This window comes from Streptomyces sp. CBMA152 (assembly GCF_014596475.1).
Classification (GTDB): domain Bacteria; phylum Actinomycetota; class Actinomycetes; order Streptomycetales; family Streptomycetaceae; genus Streptomyces.
In genome coordinates, this window is the sequence record NZ_MECJ01000029.1 from 174,992 (window position 1) to 191,107 (window position 16,116).

General features: G+C 72.1%; 14 protein-coding genes. 8 read left to right on the top strand and 6 right to left on the bottom strand.

The annotated features are described in order from the left end of the window. Positions 1-96 precede the first annotated feature (96 nt). The 7 genes from pdhA (at position 97) to BG418_RS27855 (ending at position 8,181) form a co-directional block, all read left to right on the top strand. Entirely contained in the window at positions 97-1,236 is a 1,140-nt protein-coding gene (pdhA, locus tag BG418_RS27825) for a pyruvate dehydrogenase (acetyl-transferring) E1 component subunit alpha (RefSeq protein WP_188276747.1), read from the top strand. Then, the gene (locus BG418_RS27830) at positions 1,233-2,237 is read left to right on the top strand and encodes an alpha-ketoacid dehydrogenase subunit beta (RefSeq protein WP_188276748.1); all 1,005 of its coding nucleotides are present in this window, start codon (positions 1,233-1,235) and stop codon (positions 2,235-2,237) included. Before pdhA ends, BG418_RS27830 begins: the two co-directional genes overlap by 4 nt. Further along, entirely contained in the window at positions 2,237-3,550 is a 1,314-nt protein-coding gene (locus BG418_RS27835) for a dihydrolipoamide acetyltransferase family protein (RefSeq protein ID WP_188276749.1), read from the top strand. Before BG418_RS27830 ends, BG418_RS27835 begins: the two co-directional genes overlap by 1 nt. A 208-nt stretch (positions 3,551-3,758) precedes the next feature. After that, positions 3,759-4,628 carry an NTP transferase domain-containing protein gene (locus BG418_RS27840; protein ID WP_188276750.1) on the top strand — a complete coding sequence of 290 codons (870 nt, stop codon included), beginning with the start codon at positions 3,759-3,761 and terminating at the stop codon, positions 4,626-4,628. Next, the gene (locus BG418_RS27845; RefSeq protein WP_188276751.1) at positions 4,625-5,968 is read left to right on the top strand and encodes a molybdopterin molybdotransferase MoeA; all 1,344 of its coding nucleotides are present in this window, start codon (positions 4,625-4,627) and stop codon (positions 5,966-5,968) included. The genes BG418_RS27840 and BG418_RS27845 overlap by 4 nt, the downstream gene beginning before the upstream one ends. A 145-nt stretch (positions 5,969-6,113) precedes the next feature. Further along, positions 6,114-7,193 (top strand): TrkA family potassium uptake protein, encoded by a 1,080-nt coding sequence (locus tag BG418_RS27850; RefSeq protein ID WP_188277242.1) that lies wholly within the window; start codon positions 6,114-6,116, stop codon positions 7,191-7,193. 10 nt (positions 7,194-7,203) lie between these two features. Next, complete coding sequence (locus tag BG418_RS27855; protein WP_188276752.1) at positions 7,204-8,181, top strand: NAD(P)H-quinone oxidoreductase; 978 nt, start codon at positions 7,204-7,206, stop codon at positions 8,179-8,181. 258 nt (positions 8,182-8,439) lie between these two features. Here BG418_RS27855 and BG418_RS27860 read toward each other — a convergent pair whose 3' ends face one another. The 3 genes from BG418_RS27860 to BG418_RS27870 all read right to left on the bottom strand — a co-directional run bounded on the left by BG418_RS27860 (position 8,440) and on the right by BG418_RS27870 (position 11,174). Beyond that, positions 8,440-8,967 (bottom strand): bacterial proteasome activator family protein, encoded by a 528-nt coding sequence (locus tag BG418_RS27860; protein ID WP_188276753.1) that lies wholly within the window; start codon positions 8,965-8,967, stop codon positions 8,440-8,442. Between the two features lie 94 nt (positions 8,968-9,061). Further along, positions 9,062-9,481 carry a hypothetical protein gene (locus BG418_RS27865; RefSeq protein WP_188276754.1) on the bottom strand — a complete coding sequence of 140 codons (420 nt, stop codon included), beginning with the start codon at positions 9,479-9,481 and terminating at the stop codon, positions 9,062-9,064. 82 nt (positions 9,482-9,563) lie between these two features. Further along, complete coding sequence (locus tag BG418_RS27870) at positions 9,564-11,174, bottom strand: protein kinase domain-containing protein (RefSeq protein ID WP_188276755.1); 1,611 nt, start codon at positions 11,172-11,174, stop codon at positions 9,564-9,566. Positions 11,175-11,554: 380 nt separating this feature from the next. Here BG418_RS27870 and BG418_RS27875 point away from each other — a divergent pair, with 380 nt between their 5' ends. Next, positions 11,555-13,300 carry a protein kinase domain-containing protein gene (locus BG418_RS27875; RefSeq protein WP_188276756.1) on the top strand — a complete coding sequence of 582 codons (1,746 nt, stop codon included), beginning with the start codon at positions 11,555-11,557 and terminating at the stop codon, positions 13,298-13,300. 69 nt (positions 13,301-13,369) lie between these two features. On the opposite strand, the gene BG418_RS27880 is transcribed toward BG418_RS27875, so the two are convergent. The 3 genes from BG418_RS27880 to BG418_RS27890 all read right to left on the bottom strand — a co-directional run bounded on the left by BG418_RS27880 (position 13,370) and on the right by BG418_RS27890 (position 16,061). Further along, positions 13,370-14,548 carry a phosphotransferase gene (locus tag BG418_RS27880; RefSeq protein ID WP_188276757.1) on the bottom strand — a complete coding sequence of 393 codons (1,179 nt, stop codon included), beginning with the start codon at positions 14,546-14,548 and terminating at the stop codon, positions 13,370-13,372. A 15-nt stretch (positions 14,549-14,563) separates the two neighbouring features. Further along, on the bottom strand, positions 14,564-15,016 hold the full coding sequence (locus tag BG418_RS27885) for a pyridoxamine 5'-phosphate oxidase family protein (protein WP_188276758.1): 453 nt from the start codon (positions 15,014-15,016) through the stop codon (positions 14,564-14,566). A gap of 385 nt (positions 15,017-15,401) precedes the next feature. Next, on the bottom strand, positions 15,402-16,061 hold the full coding sequence (locus BG418_RS27890) for a response regulator transcription factor (RefSeq protein WP_317453777.1): 660 nt from the start codon (positions 16,059-16,061) through the stop codon (positions 15,402-15,404). Between the last annotated feature and the right edge of the window lie 55 nt (positions 16,062-16,116).

Below are 16,116 nucleotides of genomic sequence, written 5' to 3' on the forward strand. Positions count from 1 at the left end.
GCCTGTAGCCAAAATGCCCTCACGACCGAACAATCGGTAGGTGAGGCGCATCACACTGTCGTGCCTCCTTCCGCTCCCAAGAGGAGGTGCTTCGTCATGACGGTCCAAGAGCTGCCCGGTGCCGGTGCCGCCGCCTACCGGCCCACCCCTCCCCCTGCCTGGAGGCCCCGCACCGACCCCGCCCCGCTGCTCCCGGACCCCGAGCCGTACCGCGTGCTCGGCACGGACGCCCCGCTCGACCGCGCCCTGATGCTGCGGCTGTACGCGGAGCTGGTCCGCGGCAGGCGGTACAACGCGCAGGCCACCGCCCTCACCAAGCAGGGCCGCCTCGCCGTCTACCCCTCCTCGACCGGCCAGGAGGCCTGCGAGGTCGCGGCCGCGCTGGTCCTCCAGGAGCAGGACTGGCTCTTCCCCAGCTACCGGGACACCCTCGCCGCCGTCGCCCGCGGGCTCGACCCCGTACAGGCCCTTACCCTGCTGCGCGGCGACTGGCACACCGGATACGACCCGCACGAGCACCGCATCGCCCCGCTGTGCACCCCGCTGGCCACTCAGCTCCCGCACGCGGTGGGCCTGGCGCACGCGGCCCGGCTCAAGGGCGACGACGTGGTGGCGCTGGCCATGGTCGGCGACGGCGGCACCAGCGAGGGCGACTTCCACGAGGCGCTGAACTTCGCGGCCGTCTGGCAGGCCCCGGTCGTCTTCCTGGTGCAGAACAACGGCTTCGCGATCTCCGTGCCGCTGGCCAAGCAGACCGCCGCGCCCTCGCTGGCCCACAAGGCCGTCGGGTACGGCATGCCGGGCCGGCTCGTCGACGGCAACGACGCGGCGGCGGTCCACGAGGTGCTGGCCGACGCGGTCGCGCGCGCCCGGCGCGGCGGCGGCCCCACCCTGATCGAGGCCGTGACCTACCGGATCGAGGCGCACACCAACGCCGACGACGCCACCCGCTACCGGGTCGACGCCGAGGTGGAGGCGTGGCGCGACCACGACCCGATCCGGCTCCTGGAGGCCGAGCTGACCAGCCGCGGATTCCTCGACGACAGCGAGAAGCAGGCCGCGGCCGAGGCCGCCGAGACGATGGCCGCCGCCCTGCGCGAGCGGATGAACGCCGACGCCGAGCTCGACCCCATGGACCTCTTCGCCCATGTGTACGCCGAGAAGACGGCCCAACTGCGCGAACAGGAAGCCCAGTTGCGGGCGGAGCTGGCGGCGCACGAGGAGGGGGAGCGATGACCACGGTCGCGGCGAAGCCCGCCACCATGGCGCAGGCGCTGCAGCGCGCCATGCGCGACGCGATGGCCGAGGACCCCTCGGTCCATGTCCTCGGGGAGGACGTGGGCGCGCTCGGCGGTGTCTTCCGGATCACCGACGGGCTCGCCAAGGAGTTCGGCGAGGACCGCTGCACCGACACCCCGCTCGCCGAGGCCGGCATTCTCGGCACGGCGGTCGGCATGGCGATGTACGGGCTGCGGCCCGTGGTGGAGATGCAGTTCGACGCGTTCGCCTATCCCGCGTTCGAGCAGCTGATCAGCCATGTCTCACGGATGCGCAACCGCACGCGCGGCTCCATGGCGATGCCGCTGGTGGTGCGGGTGCCCTACGGCGGCGGCATCGGCGGCGTGGAGCACCACAGCGACTCCTCCGAGGCGTACTACATGGCGACCCCCGGGCTCCATGTGGTCACGCCCGCCACCGTCGAGGACGCGTACGGGCTGCTGCGGGCCGCCATCGCCTCCGACGACCCGGTGGTCTTCCTGGAGCCCAAGCGGCTCTACTGGTCGAAGGCCGACTGGTCGCCGGACGCGCCGGCGCAGGTGGCGCCCATAGGCAAGGCGGTCGTGCGCCGCCCGGGCCGCAGCGCCACGCTCATCACGTACGGCCCGTCGCTGCCGGTCTGCCTGGAGGCGGCCGAGGCGGCGACGGCCGAGGGCTGGGACCTCGAAGTCGTCGACCTGCGCTCGCTGGTGCCCTTCGACGACGAGACGGTCTGCGCGTCGGTACGCCGCACCGGCCGGGCGGTCGTCGTCCATGAGGCGACCGGCTTCGGCGGCCCCGGCGGCGAGATAGCCGCCCGGGTCACCGAGCGCTGCTTCCACCATCTGGAGGCGCCCGTGCTGCGGGTCGCCGGCTTCGACATCCCGTACCCGCCGCCGATGCTGGAGAAGCACCATCTGCCGGGTGTCGACCGGGTGCTCGACGCGGTGGCGCGGCTGCAGTGGGAGGCGGAGAGCTGATGGCCCAGGTCCTTGAATTCAAGCTGCCGGACCTCGGCGAGGGCCTGACCGAGGCGGAGATCGTGCGCTGGCTGGTGGCGGTGGGCGACGTCGTCGCCATCGACCAGCCGGTCGTCGAGGTCGAGACCGCCAAGGCGATGGTCGAGGTGCCCTGCCCGTACGGCGGTGTGGTGACGGCGCGGTTCGGCGAGGAGGGCACGGAACTGCCCGTAGGCGCGCCGCTGTTGACGGTGGCGGTCGGTGAGCCGAGCGCGGAGGCGGCCGAGGCCGAGTCGTCGGAGTACTCCGGGAACGTGCTGGTGGGGTACGGGACGGGGGAGGCCGTGCGGCGGCGGCGCCGGGTGCGGCCGGTGCCAGTGGGCGCGTCGGTTGCGCCGCCCGCCGCGGTGCCGTCTGTGCCCGCCGGTTCGCCTGCGCCTGTTTCCCGGGCTGCCGGTGCGCCGGTGGAGGGCGGACCAGTGGCGGTCATCTCGCCGCTCGTGCGGAAGCTGGCCCGGGAGAACGGGCTGGATCTGCGGGAGTTGACCGGGTCCGGGCCGGACGGGCTGATCCTGCGGTCCGACGTGGAGTCGGCGCTGCGGTCCGAGCCCGAGCCGGTACGGGTGGCGGCGGAGCCCGCCGCTGCCGGGACGCGCATACCCCTGCGCGGGATACGGGGCGCGGTCGCCGACAAGCTGGCGCGCAGCCGGACCGAGATCCCGGACGCCACGTGCTGGGTCGACGCGGACGCGACCGAGCTGATGGCGGCGCGGGCCGCGATGAACGCGGTGGGCGGCCCGAAGATCTCCGTACTGGCGCTGCTGGCCCGGATCTGCACGGCCGCGCTCGATCGCTACCCCGAGCTGAACTCGACGGTGGACACGGCGGCGCGGGAGATCGTCCGGCTGCCCTCGGTGCATCTGGGCTTCGCCGCCCAGACCGAGCGGGGCCTGGTCGTGCCGGTGGTGCGGGACGCGCACGCGCGTAACGCGGCCTCGCTCAGCAAGGAGTTCGCGCGGCTCACCGAGGCCGCCCGGGCCGGGACGCTGACCCCCGGGGATCTGACCGGCGGGACGTTCACGCTGAACAACTACGGGGTGTTCGGGGTGGACGGCTCCACGCCGATCATCAACCACCCCGAGGCGGCGATGCTCGGCGTGGGCCGCATCATGGCCAAGCCGTGGGTGCACCAGGGTGAGCTGGCGATACGTCAGGTCGTCCAGCTGTCGCTGACGTTCGACCACCGGGTGTGTGACGGAGGAACGGCGGGCGGCTTCCTGCGGTACGTGGCGGACTGCGTGGAGCAGCCGGCGGTGCTGTTGCGGTCGCTGTAGGGGCGGGGACGGCTTCGGGAGGCTGACTTCGGCGGGGGCGGGTTGGGCGGCCCGCCCCTGGTCAGCCGCTCGGGTTGCGCCCGGGCGTCTTCGCTGAAGGTGCGCGCGCCCCGGTGCCCACTCGCGGGCTACGCGCCTGCGTCCTGGCTCGGGCTTGCTCGGTCCGTCCGGGATCCCCCTCGCGCGCCCCGCGCCGCATACTGCTGGGATGACGACCCCCTATGACGCCATCGTGCTCGCCGGAGGGGCCGCTCGGCGGCTTGGCGGGGTGGACAAGCCCGGGGTGCGGGTGGGTGGACGGGCGCTGATCGATCGGGTGCTCGCGGCCTGTGCCGGGGCCGGGGAGACCGTGGTGGTCGGGGGGCGACGGGCGACCTCGCGGCCCGTTTCCTGGGCCCGGGAGAATCCGCCCGGTGGTGGGCCCCTCGCCGCGCTCGACGCCGGGCTTCGGCGGACATCGGCCCCGCTCGTTCTCGTACTCTCCGCCGACCTGCCGTTCCTCGGTGAGCCCACCGTCGAGGCCCTGCTCAGCGAAGTGGGCGAGCGTGAGGGCGTGCTCTGTGTGGACCGTGACGGGCGTGTCCAGCCGCTCGTCGCCGTCTACCGTGCCGAGCCGCTGCGTCGTGAGCTCGCTCTTCTGGCGGCCGAGCACGGGGGGCTCGGCGGGCTCCCCGTGCGCCTGCTGACGGCGGAACTCGACCTCGGCCGGCTCGACGCCCCCGAACCCCTCGCGTCCTTCGACTGCGACACCTGGGAGGACATCGCGGCGGCCCGCGCCCGGATCAGGGAGCATGGGAACGTGCTGGACGAATGGATCACCGCAGTCAAGAACGAACTCGGCATCGACCTGGACGTCGACACCGGCGTGCTGCTCGACCTGGCCCGGGACGCCGCGCACGGCGTGGCCCGGCCCGCCGCGCCGCTCACCACCTTCCTGGTCGGGTACGCGGCGGCGAAGGCGGGCGGAGAGGGTACGGATGTGGCCGAGGCGGCGCGCAAGGCCGCCGCCCTCGCCGACCACTGGGCCGCCGAGGCCGTTGCTGACGCCGCCGCCGAGAAGGGTGAGTCCACCCCATGACCGGGGCCGATTCATCCGTGTCGCCCGTCGACGACGGCGTGGAGGAGGCGCTTGCCCTGGTCAGGACACCGGCCTCTGCCCCCGTCCCGGCCCCCGGTGCCCGGGGCCGTCACCGGGCCGCCCGCTGGGGCGACGCCCGGGCCGCGGCCGCACAGGCCGGACGCTCGGCGCCTCGCCGTACCCATCGCGTACCGCTCGCGCAGGCCCTCGGCGAGACCCTGGCCGAGCCGCTGGCCGCTCTCACCGATCTGCCGTCCTTCGACACCTCCGCCATGGACGGCTGGGTCGTCGCCGGACCCGGACCCTGGCGCATCCGGGACGGGGGCGAGGAGCACGGCATTCTCGCCGGGCACGCCGCGCCCGCCCCGCTCGCCGACGGCGAGGCCGTACGGATCGCCACCGGGGCCCGTATCCCCGGCGAGGCGACCGCCGTCATCCGCAGCGAGCACGCCCGTACGGACGCGGCCAAGTCGCTGCTCCACGCCGAACGGGATGTCGTCACCGGGCAGGACATCCGGCCGCGCGGGCAGGAGTGCCGGTCCGGCGACCAGCTGCTGCCCGCCGCCGCGCTGGTCACCCCGGCGGTGCTGGGGCTCGCGGCGGCCGCCGGGTACGACGAGCTGTGCACCGTGCCCCGGCCCCGCGTCGAGGTGTTCGTCCTCGGCGACGAGCTACTGGCCGAGGGGCTTCCGCAGGAAGGGCTGATCCGGGACGCGCTCGGGCCGATGCTCGGGCCCTGGCTGCGCATGCTCGGCGCGGAGGTCGTCGCGACGCAGCGGCTCAAGGACGACGCGAATGTGCTGCTCGCCGCCGTCACCGAGTCCGGGGCGGACGTGGTCGTGACGACCGGCGGTACGGCGGCCGGACCCGTCGACCATGTCCATCCCGTGCTGCGGGCGGCAGGTGGTGAGCTGCTGGTGGACGGGGTCGCCGTCCGGCCGGGGCACCCGATGCTGCTGGCCCGGCTCGGTGCCGGGAAGTTCCTGGTCGGGCTGCCGGGCAATCCGCTCGCGGCCGTTTCCGCGCTGCTCACCCTCGCCGAGCCGCTGCTGTGGGAGCTCGCGGGCCGGGTGGGTGCTGCCGCGCACACCGTCCCGTACACCGCGCAGTTGCGCGACGAGGTCCACGGGCATCCGTATGACACCCGGCTCGTGCCGGTGGTGCACCGGGCGGGACAGGTCGTGCCGCTGCATTACAACGGGCCGGCGATGCTGCGCGGGATCGCGGCGGCGGACGGGCTCGCGGTCGTGGCGCCGGGCGGGGCGCGGGCCGGGCAAGAGGTCGAGGTGCTGGATCTTCCCTGGGCTCAACTGGGCTCGGGCGAAGGGTGTTTCACGTGAAACATGCCGTCCGTGGCGCCGTGCGTGGTGTCGCCCCCGCCTCAAGTTCCTCAAGTCCCGTACGTATGACGGGTGTTTCACGTGAAACACCGCACCTTGGTACCGATTGCGGCCTCAAGTCCCGTACATCCTGGCGGTGTTTCACGTGAAACTGCCCGGCCAGGACGCGATCGCCCGCCAGGCCGGCGAGAAGCTGGAGACGCGGCGGGTGAAGCTGCCGCGCCGGGTCGTGGACAAGCCGCTGCGGCAGGTCGGCAAGCGGCTGCTGATGGCGCTCAGCGTGCTGATACTGACCACGTTCATCGTCTGGATCGACCGGGCGGGCTACCACGACAACGCCAACGACACCCTCGATCTCCTCGATGCCGCCTACTACGCCACCGTCACGCTCTCCACGACGGGTTACGGCGACATCGTTCCGTACAGCGACAGCGCGCGGCTCACCAACATCCTGCTGGTGACGCCGCTGCGTGTGCTCTTTCTGATCATCTTGGTCGGCACGACTCTGGAGGTCCTCACGGAGCGGACCCGGGAGGAGTGGCGGCTCAACCGCTGGAAGGCGAACTTGCGAGACCACACTGTCGTCGTCGGCTTCGGTACGAAGGGGCGCTCGGCGATTCAGACACTGTGTGCGACCGGGCTCAAGAAGGAGCAGGTCGTGGTCGTCGACCCGAGCGTGAAGGTGATCGAGGCGGCCAACGCGGAGGGGTTCGTCGGGGTCGTCGGGGACGCGACCCGCAGTGATGTGCTGCTGCGGGCCGAGCTCCAGAAGGCCCGTCAGATCGTCATCGCCACCCAGCGCGACGACACGGCGGTGCTGGTCGCGCTGACTGCACGCCAGCTCAACCGGGGGGCGAAGATCGTCGCGGCGGTGCGGGAGGAGGAGAACGCGCCGCTGCTGCGGCAGTCCGGGGCGGACGCGGTGATCACGAGCGCGAGTGCGGCGGGGCGGCTGCTCGGCCTCTCGGTGCTCAGCCCGAGCGCGGGCACGGTGATGGAGGACCTGATCCAGCAGGGCAGCGGGCTCGACCTCGTGGAGCGGCCGGTGAAGAAGAGCGAGGTGGGGCGCGGTGTCCGGGAGACCGAGGACCTGACGGTGAGTGTGCTGCGCGGACACCGGCTGCTCGCGTACGACGACGCGGAGGCCAGCCCGCTGCGGCTCACCGACCGGCTGATCACGATCGTACGGGCGGGCGGCGGGGCCGCGGAGGGCGCGGCGGAGTAGCGTCGGCCGCATGCATGCGATCACGATTCCTGAGCCGGGTGGTCCCGAAGCGCTGGTGTGGGCCGAGGTGCCCGATCCCGTGGCGGGCGAGGGCGAGGTCCTCGTCGAGGTGGCGGCGGCGGCCGTCAACCGTGCGGATGTGTTGCAACGGCAGGGGTTCTACGACCCGCCGCCGGGGACATCGCCGTATCCGGGCCTTGAGTGCTCTGGGCGGATCGTCGCGCTGGGGCCCGGGGTGTCCGGGTGGTCCGTCGGCGACGAGGTGTGCGCGCTGCTGAGCGGCGGCGGGTACGCGGAGAAGGTGGCGGTGCCGGTGGGGCAGCTGCTGCCGGTGCCGGAGGGTGTGGAGCTGACGGTCGCGGCGGCGCTGCCGGAGGCTGTCGCGACGGTGTGGTCCAACGTGTTCATGGTGGCCCATCTGCGGCCTGGCGAGACGCTGTTGGTGCACGGCGGGGCGAGCGGGATCGGGACGATGGCGATCCAGCTGGCCAAGGCGGTGGGGGCGCGGGTCGCCGTCACGGCGGGCGGGCCCGAGAAGCTGGCGCGGTGCGCTGAGCTGGGTGCGGACATCCTGATCGACTACCGCTCGCAGGACTTCGTGGAGGAGATCCGCAAGGCGACGGATGGCGCGGGGGCGGACGTCATCCTCGACATCATGGGCGCGAAGTATCTGGACCCGAATGTGCGGGCGTTGGCGGTGAACGGGCGCCTGGCCGTCATCGGGATGCAGGGCGGGGTCAAGGGCGAGCTCAACCTCGGGGCGCTGATGGCCAAGCGGGCGGCTGTGACGGCGACGACGTTGCGGGGGCGGCCTTCGGTGGAGAAGGCGGCGATCGTGGCGGCGGTTCGGGAGCATGTGTGGCCGCTGATTCCGGCCGGGCGGGTGCGGCCGGTGGTGGATCGGGTGGTGTCGATGGCCGATGCGGGTGCGGGGCATCGGGTGTTGGAGGCGGGGGCGCATGTGGGGAAGGTGCTGTTGGTGGTGTGAGGTGTTCTGCCCCCGACCCGCCCCTTCCCTGAACCCTCCGGGGGCGGGCGGGCGGGGGGTGAGGTGGGAGGGGGAGGTTCCCCGGGGGCTGCGCCCCCGGACCCCACGCGGGGGCTGCGCCCCCTGCACCCCGCTGGGGGTGGGTGGGTGAGCGGGGTTGCGCGCCCCTGCACCCCCTGGGCCCTAGCCGGTGGGTTGGTGGCTCGCCCCGGACGCGGGCGGGGTAGGGCCGGGGCTTCGCCCCGGCCCCCATAACCCCTACAGGTACGGCCCCGACCGCACGCCCGCCGCGTCGTCCTCGTCGTGGGGGGCGCCGGGCGGGAGGGCTCGGCGCATTTGTTCCAGTTGGGCCCGGGCTGCCATCTGCTGGGCGAACAGGGCCGTCTGGATGCCGTGGAAGAGGCCCTCCAGCCAGCCGACCAACTGGGCCTGGGCGATGCGCAGTTCCGCCTCGGACGGGATGGCCTCGTCCGTGAAGGGGAGCGACAGTCGCTCCAGCTCCTCCACCAGCTCCGGGGCCAGGCCGTCTTCCAGTTCCTTGACGGACGACGCGTGGATGTCCTTCAGGCGTACGCGGCTCGCCTCGTCCAGAGGAGCCGCGCGTACTTCTTCCAGAAGCTGCTTGATCATGCTGCCGATGCGCATGACCTTGGCGGGCTGTTCGACCATCTCCGTCACCGGGACCTCGCGCGACTCGTCGTCACCGCCGCCGATGGCCATACCGTCCTGTCCGACTACCAGGATGTGGGGGCTGTCCGGCGACTGTTCGTTCCTCGGCATCTCCATGCCGTCCATTCTCTCGCACACGTGCCTCACATCACGTTGTGCCCCCGAAGAGAGGTGATCCACCCCGATTCTGGGAGCCGAACCGCACGTCGTGCTAGGGGCGGCGCAGGCGCAGCGCCAGGAAGGCGAGGCCCAGTCCCGTCAGTGCGAGCCCCGCCCCCATGGACAGCACATGCACCCGTAGCTCGGAGGACGTCGAGAGGCGGCCCGGTGACGCTTTCTTGCGGGCGGCGGCCGCCGGGAGCGCGCTCGACGGAGCCACGGGCGGCGTAGGTGTGGGGACGGCCGCGGGGATCGGCTCCGCCGACGCGTCCGGCACATACGGGAGGGTCTCCGGCGCCCGGCCCGGACGCGCTCGCCCCTCCCCGGCCTTGCGGCCCGCCAGCCGCTGGTCGAGCGACAGGGAGGGCGTGGCCGGTGCCGGTGAGCTCTCGTCCGCGTACGCCGACGGGGTCAGGAACAGCAGGCCCGCCAGCGCGGTGCCCGCGCCGAGTGTCCGGAGCCCTGAAGCCATGGGGCCAGCGTCACACGGGCCGACATTTGTGGCATCTCGCGCGCGCCACCCGGGGGATCGGGCGGCGCGCGCGTCACCGTACCTACTGCTGCGGCGGGTTGCCCGTCGACAGCGTCAGGCTGAACTGGGCTTCCTTCGGGTCCACGTCCACGCCCGCCGCCGGGAACTGGGTCACCACGACGTCCTGGCCCCACTGGCCGTTGTCGACCGCCGTGGTGTTGAGCTTCCAGCCCGCGGCCTGGATGCAGGACTTCACCGACAGGATGTCCTTGTAGGTGAAGTCGGGCGCCTGGACCTTCGAGGGGTCGAGGGCGGACTTCTGGGGGCTGGTGCACTTGGTGGTGTCCAGCGTGCGGCTGCGCTCCGGGTCCTTGTGGCCCGCGACGGCGGATCCGGAGGCCTTGGAGTCGCCGCCCTTGCCCGAGTCGCCGCCGCTGTTCATCATCAGCGCCGCGACCAGACCGCCGACCGCGAGGACGGCCACCGCGATCGCGCCGACGATCACGGGCGTGTTCTTCTTCGAAGAAGAAGAACCACCACCGGCCGGGCCGGTCGGCGAGATCGTGTAGGGCGGCGGGGTCTGCTGGGCCATCGGGGCCGGCTGCTGCATCTGCTGCTGCGGGTAGCCGTACGAGGGCTGCGGCGTCGGGGCCGGGGTCGGCGGGCCGTACGGGCTCGGCTGGTACGGCGTCTGGACGCTGCCCTGGTAGCCCGGCTGGGCCGAGGAGTCCAGCGGCGGGAAGACCGCCGAGCCGACGCCCTGGCCGCTGGAGACGGGGGCGCCGCCGGTGATCACCGGGGCCGCGCCGGTCTGGCCGCTGGCCGAGATGCGGGCGATCTCGTCGCGCATCGCGGCCGCGCTGGGGAAGCGCTCGTTCGGGTTCTTCTTCAGCGCGCGGGCGACCAGCGCGTCCACGGCCGGCGGGATGGAGCGGTTGATCGAGGAGGGCGCGACCGGCTCCTCCTGGACGTGCGCGTACGCGATCGCCAGCGGCGAGTCCGCGTCGAACGGGATCCGGCCGGTGAGCAGCTGGAAGAGCATGATGCCGACCGAGTACAGGTCGGAGCGGGCGTCGACGCCGCGGCCGAGCGCCTGCTCGGGCGAGAGGTACTGCGGGGTGCCGACGACCATGCCGGTCTGGGTCATCGAGGTGACGCCGGACTGCATGGCGCGCGCGATGCCGAAGTCCATGACCTTGACCACGCCACGCTTGGTGACCATCACGTTGCCCGGCTTGATGTCCCGGTGGACCAGGCCCATCTCATGGCTGACCTCAAGGGCCGCCAGGACGTCGGCGGTCATTTTGAGGGCCTTGTCGGCGGGCATCGCGCCGTAGTGCTGGATGTCGGTGTGCAGCACCGAGCCGAGCGGCTGGCCCTCCACGTACTCCATGACGATGTACGGCATGGTCGCGCCGCCCAGCTCGTCCTCGCCGGTGTCGAAGACGGACACGATGTTGGTGTGCTGGAGCTTGGCGACGGCCTGGGCCTCGCGGCGGAAGCGCTCGCGGAAGGATGCTTCTCGGCCGAGTTCGGTGTGCAGGGTCTTGATGGCCACCTGGCGGTCCAGCGCGGCGTCGTACGCCAGGTAGACCGAGGCCATGCCGCCTTCGCCGAGGAGGTCGCGCAGCTGGTAGCGCCCGCCCGCGATGGAACCGCCCGCATAGCGGCCCTGTGCGCCGTCCTGGCTCATGACTGTGCTTCCCCCTTGGCGCGGTGGCCAGTGATGATCCCTGAAATTTTCTAGGCAAGTCTGCCCGAGGGGTACGACACGTCAAGCCGAGTGCCCGTTCCGTGACCGTACGCGCAAGAAGCGTCTCGTAAGCGTTACAGGAATCGCATCGAATTTGCATGGGTACACGCGGAACCGATTGGATGGCCGGTCCATCCCGATCCGGCGCCCCGCGCGAACGCTGTAGCGTGCACTACTGCACAACCAGTAGGACGCAGACCAGCAGGGCACACCGGCAGTACCAGCAGGACCAGGCCGCGACGAGGCAGCAAGGCACTGCGCGTGACCGTAAGACTGTAAGGAACCACCGCTGACGCGGCCAGACACGACGGCGAGGACTGATGGCACCCGAACCCGAGGGAAACGGCGCCGGGATGGCCGATGCGCAGGATCACGAGTCGTGGGTCGGCGGACTCGTCGGTGACGGCCGCTACCGGCTGACGCACCGGCTGGGCCGCGGTGGCATGGCCGAGGTCTTCGCGGCGGAGGACGTACGCCTGGGCCGCACGGTCGCGGTGAAGCTGCTGCGTCCCGACCTCGCCGAGGACCCGGTCTCCAAGGCCCGCTTCACGCGCGAGGCGCAGTCGGTCGCCGGCCTCAACCACCACGCGGTGGTGGCGGTCTACGACTCGGGCGAGGACGTGGTGGGCGGCCAGACCGTCCCGTACATCGTGATGGAGCTGGTCGAGGGCCGCACCATCCGCGATCTCCTCGTCAGTGCGGACGCCCCGCCTCCGGAGCAGGCGCTGATCATCGTCTCCGGCGTCCTGGAGGCGCTGGCGTACTCGCACCAGCACGGCATCGTGCACCGCGACATCAAGCCCGCGAACGTGATCATCACGCACGCCGGCGCGGTCAAGGTGATGGACTTCGGCATCGCGCGCGCCCTGCACGGCGCGCAGTCGACGATGACCCAGACCGGCATGGTCATGGGCACGCCGCAGTACCTCTCGCCCGAGCAGGCGCTCGGCAAGGCCGTCGACCACCGCTCCGACCTGTACGCGACGGGCTGCCTGCTGTACGAACTCCTCGCGCTGCGCCCGCCCTTCACCGGCGAGACACCGTTGTCAGTGGTGTACCAGCACGTGCAGGACACCCCGATTCCGCCGTCCCAGACATCGGATGTGGCGCCGCCGGAACTCGACGGCCTCGTCATGCGTTCTCTCGCCAAGGACCCGGACGACCGTTTCCAGTCCGCCGAGGAGATGCGCGGCCTGGTCCAGTACGGACTGCAGATGCTCCAGGCGCAGGGCGGCCACACCGGCACCTGGAACACCGGCCCGGTCGCGGTGATGCACGAGGGCGCCCACACCTCCCCCATGGGCATGACCGCACCGACCACGGCCATGGGCCACCCCATGCACGGGGAGACCTCGCAGTTCCGCGGTCCGATCCTGCCGCCGATGAACCCGGACGACGGCGGGTACGACGGCGGCTACGGCCAGGGCGGCTACCACGGCAACGGCTACCACGGCAACGGCGGCCGCCGTCGCGGCGGCCGGGGCAAGGTGGTCCTGTTCGTGGTGCTCGCGATCATCGCGATCGCCGCGGGCGTGGCCTTCGCGATCAACGCGGCGAACAAGAAGGACAGCAACGGGCCGGCCAAGCACCCGGCGGTCTCCAACAGCCCGTCGCAGTCCCAGTCGCAGACCTCGCCGACCCCGGACGACCAGAGCACCAAGGGGCAGGACCAGAACACGACGACCGGCGGCGCCGACGAGGAGCCGACCCACAAGCCGTCGCGCAGGCCGCACAAGTCGACCTCGCCGAAGCCGGGGACGAACCAGGGGACGACGTCCGGTACGACATCGGGCACGAACCAGGGCACGACCTCGGGGACGACGTCCGGCACGGACCAGGGCACGAGCACGGGCACGAGCTCGGGCACCAGCACCGGCACCGACCAGGGCACGTCCTCCGGGACGAGCACCGGCACGGACCAGGGCACCAGCACGGGCACCTCGACCGGTACGAACACGGGCACCTCTGCCGGTACGAACACGGGCACCACGGCCGGTACGACGGGCACCAGCGCCGGGCCGACCGCCGGGGGTCAGAGCGCCGGCGGCAGCACGCCCAAGGGGTGACGTCCGGGGCGCGCCGGCCGCTGTGCGGCCTCGCGCCCAACGGTGGCTGAACGCCGGGCTGTTCGGGATCTAGCCCGCGAACGCCTCGCAGACCGCCTCGTATTCGCTGGTCCACCAGACCGCCAGGGCCGACGCCGCGGGAAACTGCGGGTCGGCCCTTCGGTCGTGGAGCTGGTAGCGCCAGCGCAGGATCCAGAAGTCGTTGAGCCGTTCCCACCACACGCGGTGGACGGCGGCGGCGAGTTCGGCCGGGTCGGCGCCGGTCGCGCGCCGGTACGCCCGGGCGTACGCGCGTACCTTGTCCAGCTCCAACTCCCCGGCCGGGCGGACGAAGAAGATCACGGCGGCCCGCACCGCCTCTTCGGCGCGGGGCTGCACGCCGAGGCGGTCCCAGTCGACGATCGCGGCCGGTTCCTTGCCCTGGTAGAGCAGGTTCAGCGGGTGGAAGTCGCCGTGCACCCAGCCGCCGGCGGGCTGGGCGGGCGGGCGGCGGTGGGCGTGCTCCTCGATGAGGACGCGGCGTTCGCGCAGCCGGTGTTCGGCGAGCTCGTCGAAGGAGTCGCGGGGGCGGCGTCGGCGGGTGCGGGCGAGCAGGTCGTCGATGAGGGCGAAGGTGTCGGCGGGGTCGGCGCTGGCGTGGGTGGCGGGGTGGGCGTCCGCCGGTGCGCTTGTGTGCGCGCCTGTATGTGCGGTTGTTTGCGAGTGCGTGTGTGCATGCGCCTGGGCGGGCAGTTGTACGCCCGCGTATGCGCGCGGCTGTGCGCCCCTTTGCGCCCCCGTCTGCGGGTCCGTGTGCGCGCCCGCCTGCTGGTCCGCCGGTGCCGCCGGGGTGCGCCCCTCCATGACCTCTTCCAGGCAGGTGTGGACGAGGCCGAGCAGTGCGCCGAGCCGCCGGGAGCCGACGGCGCCGAGCTGGGCGCCGTCGCGGTGGCGGCCGTGGACCCATGGGTGCAGGGCGTAGCAGCGGCCGCCCAGCACCGTGACAGTCTCGCCGTCGTCGTCCGGCACCGGGGGTGCGACGGGGACGCCGAGGGTCTGGAGGCGGAGGGTGGCGTCGTGCTGGCGGGCGATGGCCTGGTGGTCGCCGTCGAGGTGGTGCTTGAGGAAGTACTCGCCCCGGGTGGTGGCGAGCCGGTAACCGCGGTTGAGGAGGCCCTGGGCGACGGGTTCGCAGGCCAGCGGCTCGCCCAGCGAGGCGTATCGGCGCAGCAGGTCCCTCACGGGCGGGGTTGCATATGAGCGCGGCACGCGCCAGATGTTAGATCACGCGGCGTTGCGCAGGTGTCGCTCTGGGGAATAGTCCAGGGAGTGGACGGTTACGAACTGGGGTTCGATACGGAGGTAGACCGGGTCGAAGTCCTCGCCGTCCACGTGGCGGGGGGCCGGGCCGAACATATCCAGTTCTGCGGGGGTGGGGGTGACGGGTTCGGCGGTGCCGGTGAACTGGACGGACCAGAGGTGGGTGGCGGGTGTGGCGGCGCTGTTGGGTGTGGCCGCCGTTTCGCCCGCGCAAAGGTTGTCGGCGCCGTACGCCACGACGCTGCCCGCGCAGGCTTCGTGGTAGCCGAGGGCCGCGTGGATGCGGAGGATGACGCGGCCGTCGACCACGATGTGCCTGGCCGGGGCCACGAAGGGGAGGGCTCGCATGCTGGTGGCTATGCGGCCGTACGAGACTCGGTGGAGGAGGTCGAGTGCGCGGGTTTCCTCGGTGGACATGGGTCCACTCTCGTGCCGGTGCTACACCCTCCGACAGTGCCGGGGGCCCCTGTGGGGCGGGCCCTAGGTCCCGAATGTGCGTTGCGGCAGCAGGAGCGCCTGCGGCGGGCGATTTCCCCACCCCGCCCCTTCCCGAAAGCCTCCGGCGGATGTCGTTCGTCTGGCCGCCGGTGGGGGCTTGTCGCGCAGTTCCCCGCGCCCCTTGATGGGCCCTTCGGGCCCTCCTTAGGGGCGCGGGGAACTGCGCGAGCAACCCAGCATGATCCGCAGGCAAACAGGGGCCGCAGGGGCGGAGCCCCTGCATGGGGTCCGGGGGCCACGCCCCCGGGAGGTCACCTTCACCCTCCCCCACCCCCGGAGGGTTTAGGGAAGGGGCGGGGTGGGGTCAATGCCGCTCGGCCTGCAGTCGCGCCACATACGCCGCCGCCTGGGACCTGCGTTCCATTCCCAGTTTCGACAGCAGTGACGACACGTAATTCTTGATCGTCTTCTCGGCCAGGTGCAGCCGTTCGCCGATGACCCGGTTCGTCAGGCCCTCGCCGATCAGGTCGAGGATCTTGCGTTCCTGCTCCGTCAGGTTCGACAGGCGGTCGTCGCCCTTGCGGGCGCCGCCGTCGCGGAGGCGTTCCAGGACGCGGGCGGTCGCGACCGGGTCGAGGAGCGATTTGCCGGCCGCCACGTCGCGTACGGCCGAGAGCAGTTCGCTGCCCCGGATCGCCTTGAGGACGTAACCGGACGCACCGGCCATAATCGCGTCAAACAGGGCCTCGTCATCGGCGAACGACGTGAGCATCAGGCATTTGATGTCCTCGTTCTGTGACCGGATCTCGCGGCAGACCTCCACGCCGCTGCCGTCCGGCAGCCGGACGTCGAGCACCGCCACGTCCGGACGGGTCGCGGGGATCCTGACCAGGGCATCCGCCGCGGTGCCGGCCTCGCCGACCACCTCGATGTCGTCCTCTACGGAGAGCATTTCGTGGACGCCACGGCGGACCACTTCGTGGTCGTCGAGCAGGAATACGGTGATTTTGCCTGTTTCGCGCACGGAATCAGTCTCACACATTCGCTCTTCCCGTGCCGCAGGTGACCGGGATAACGTG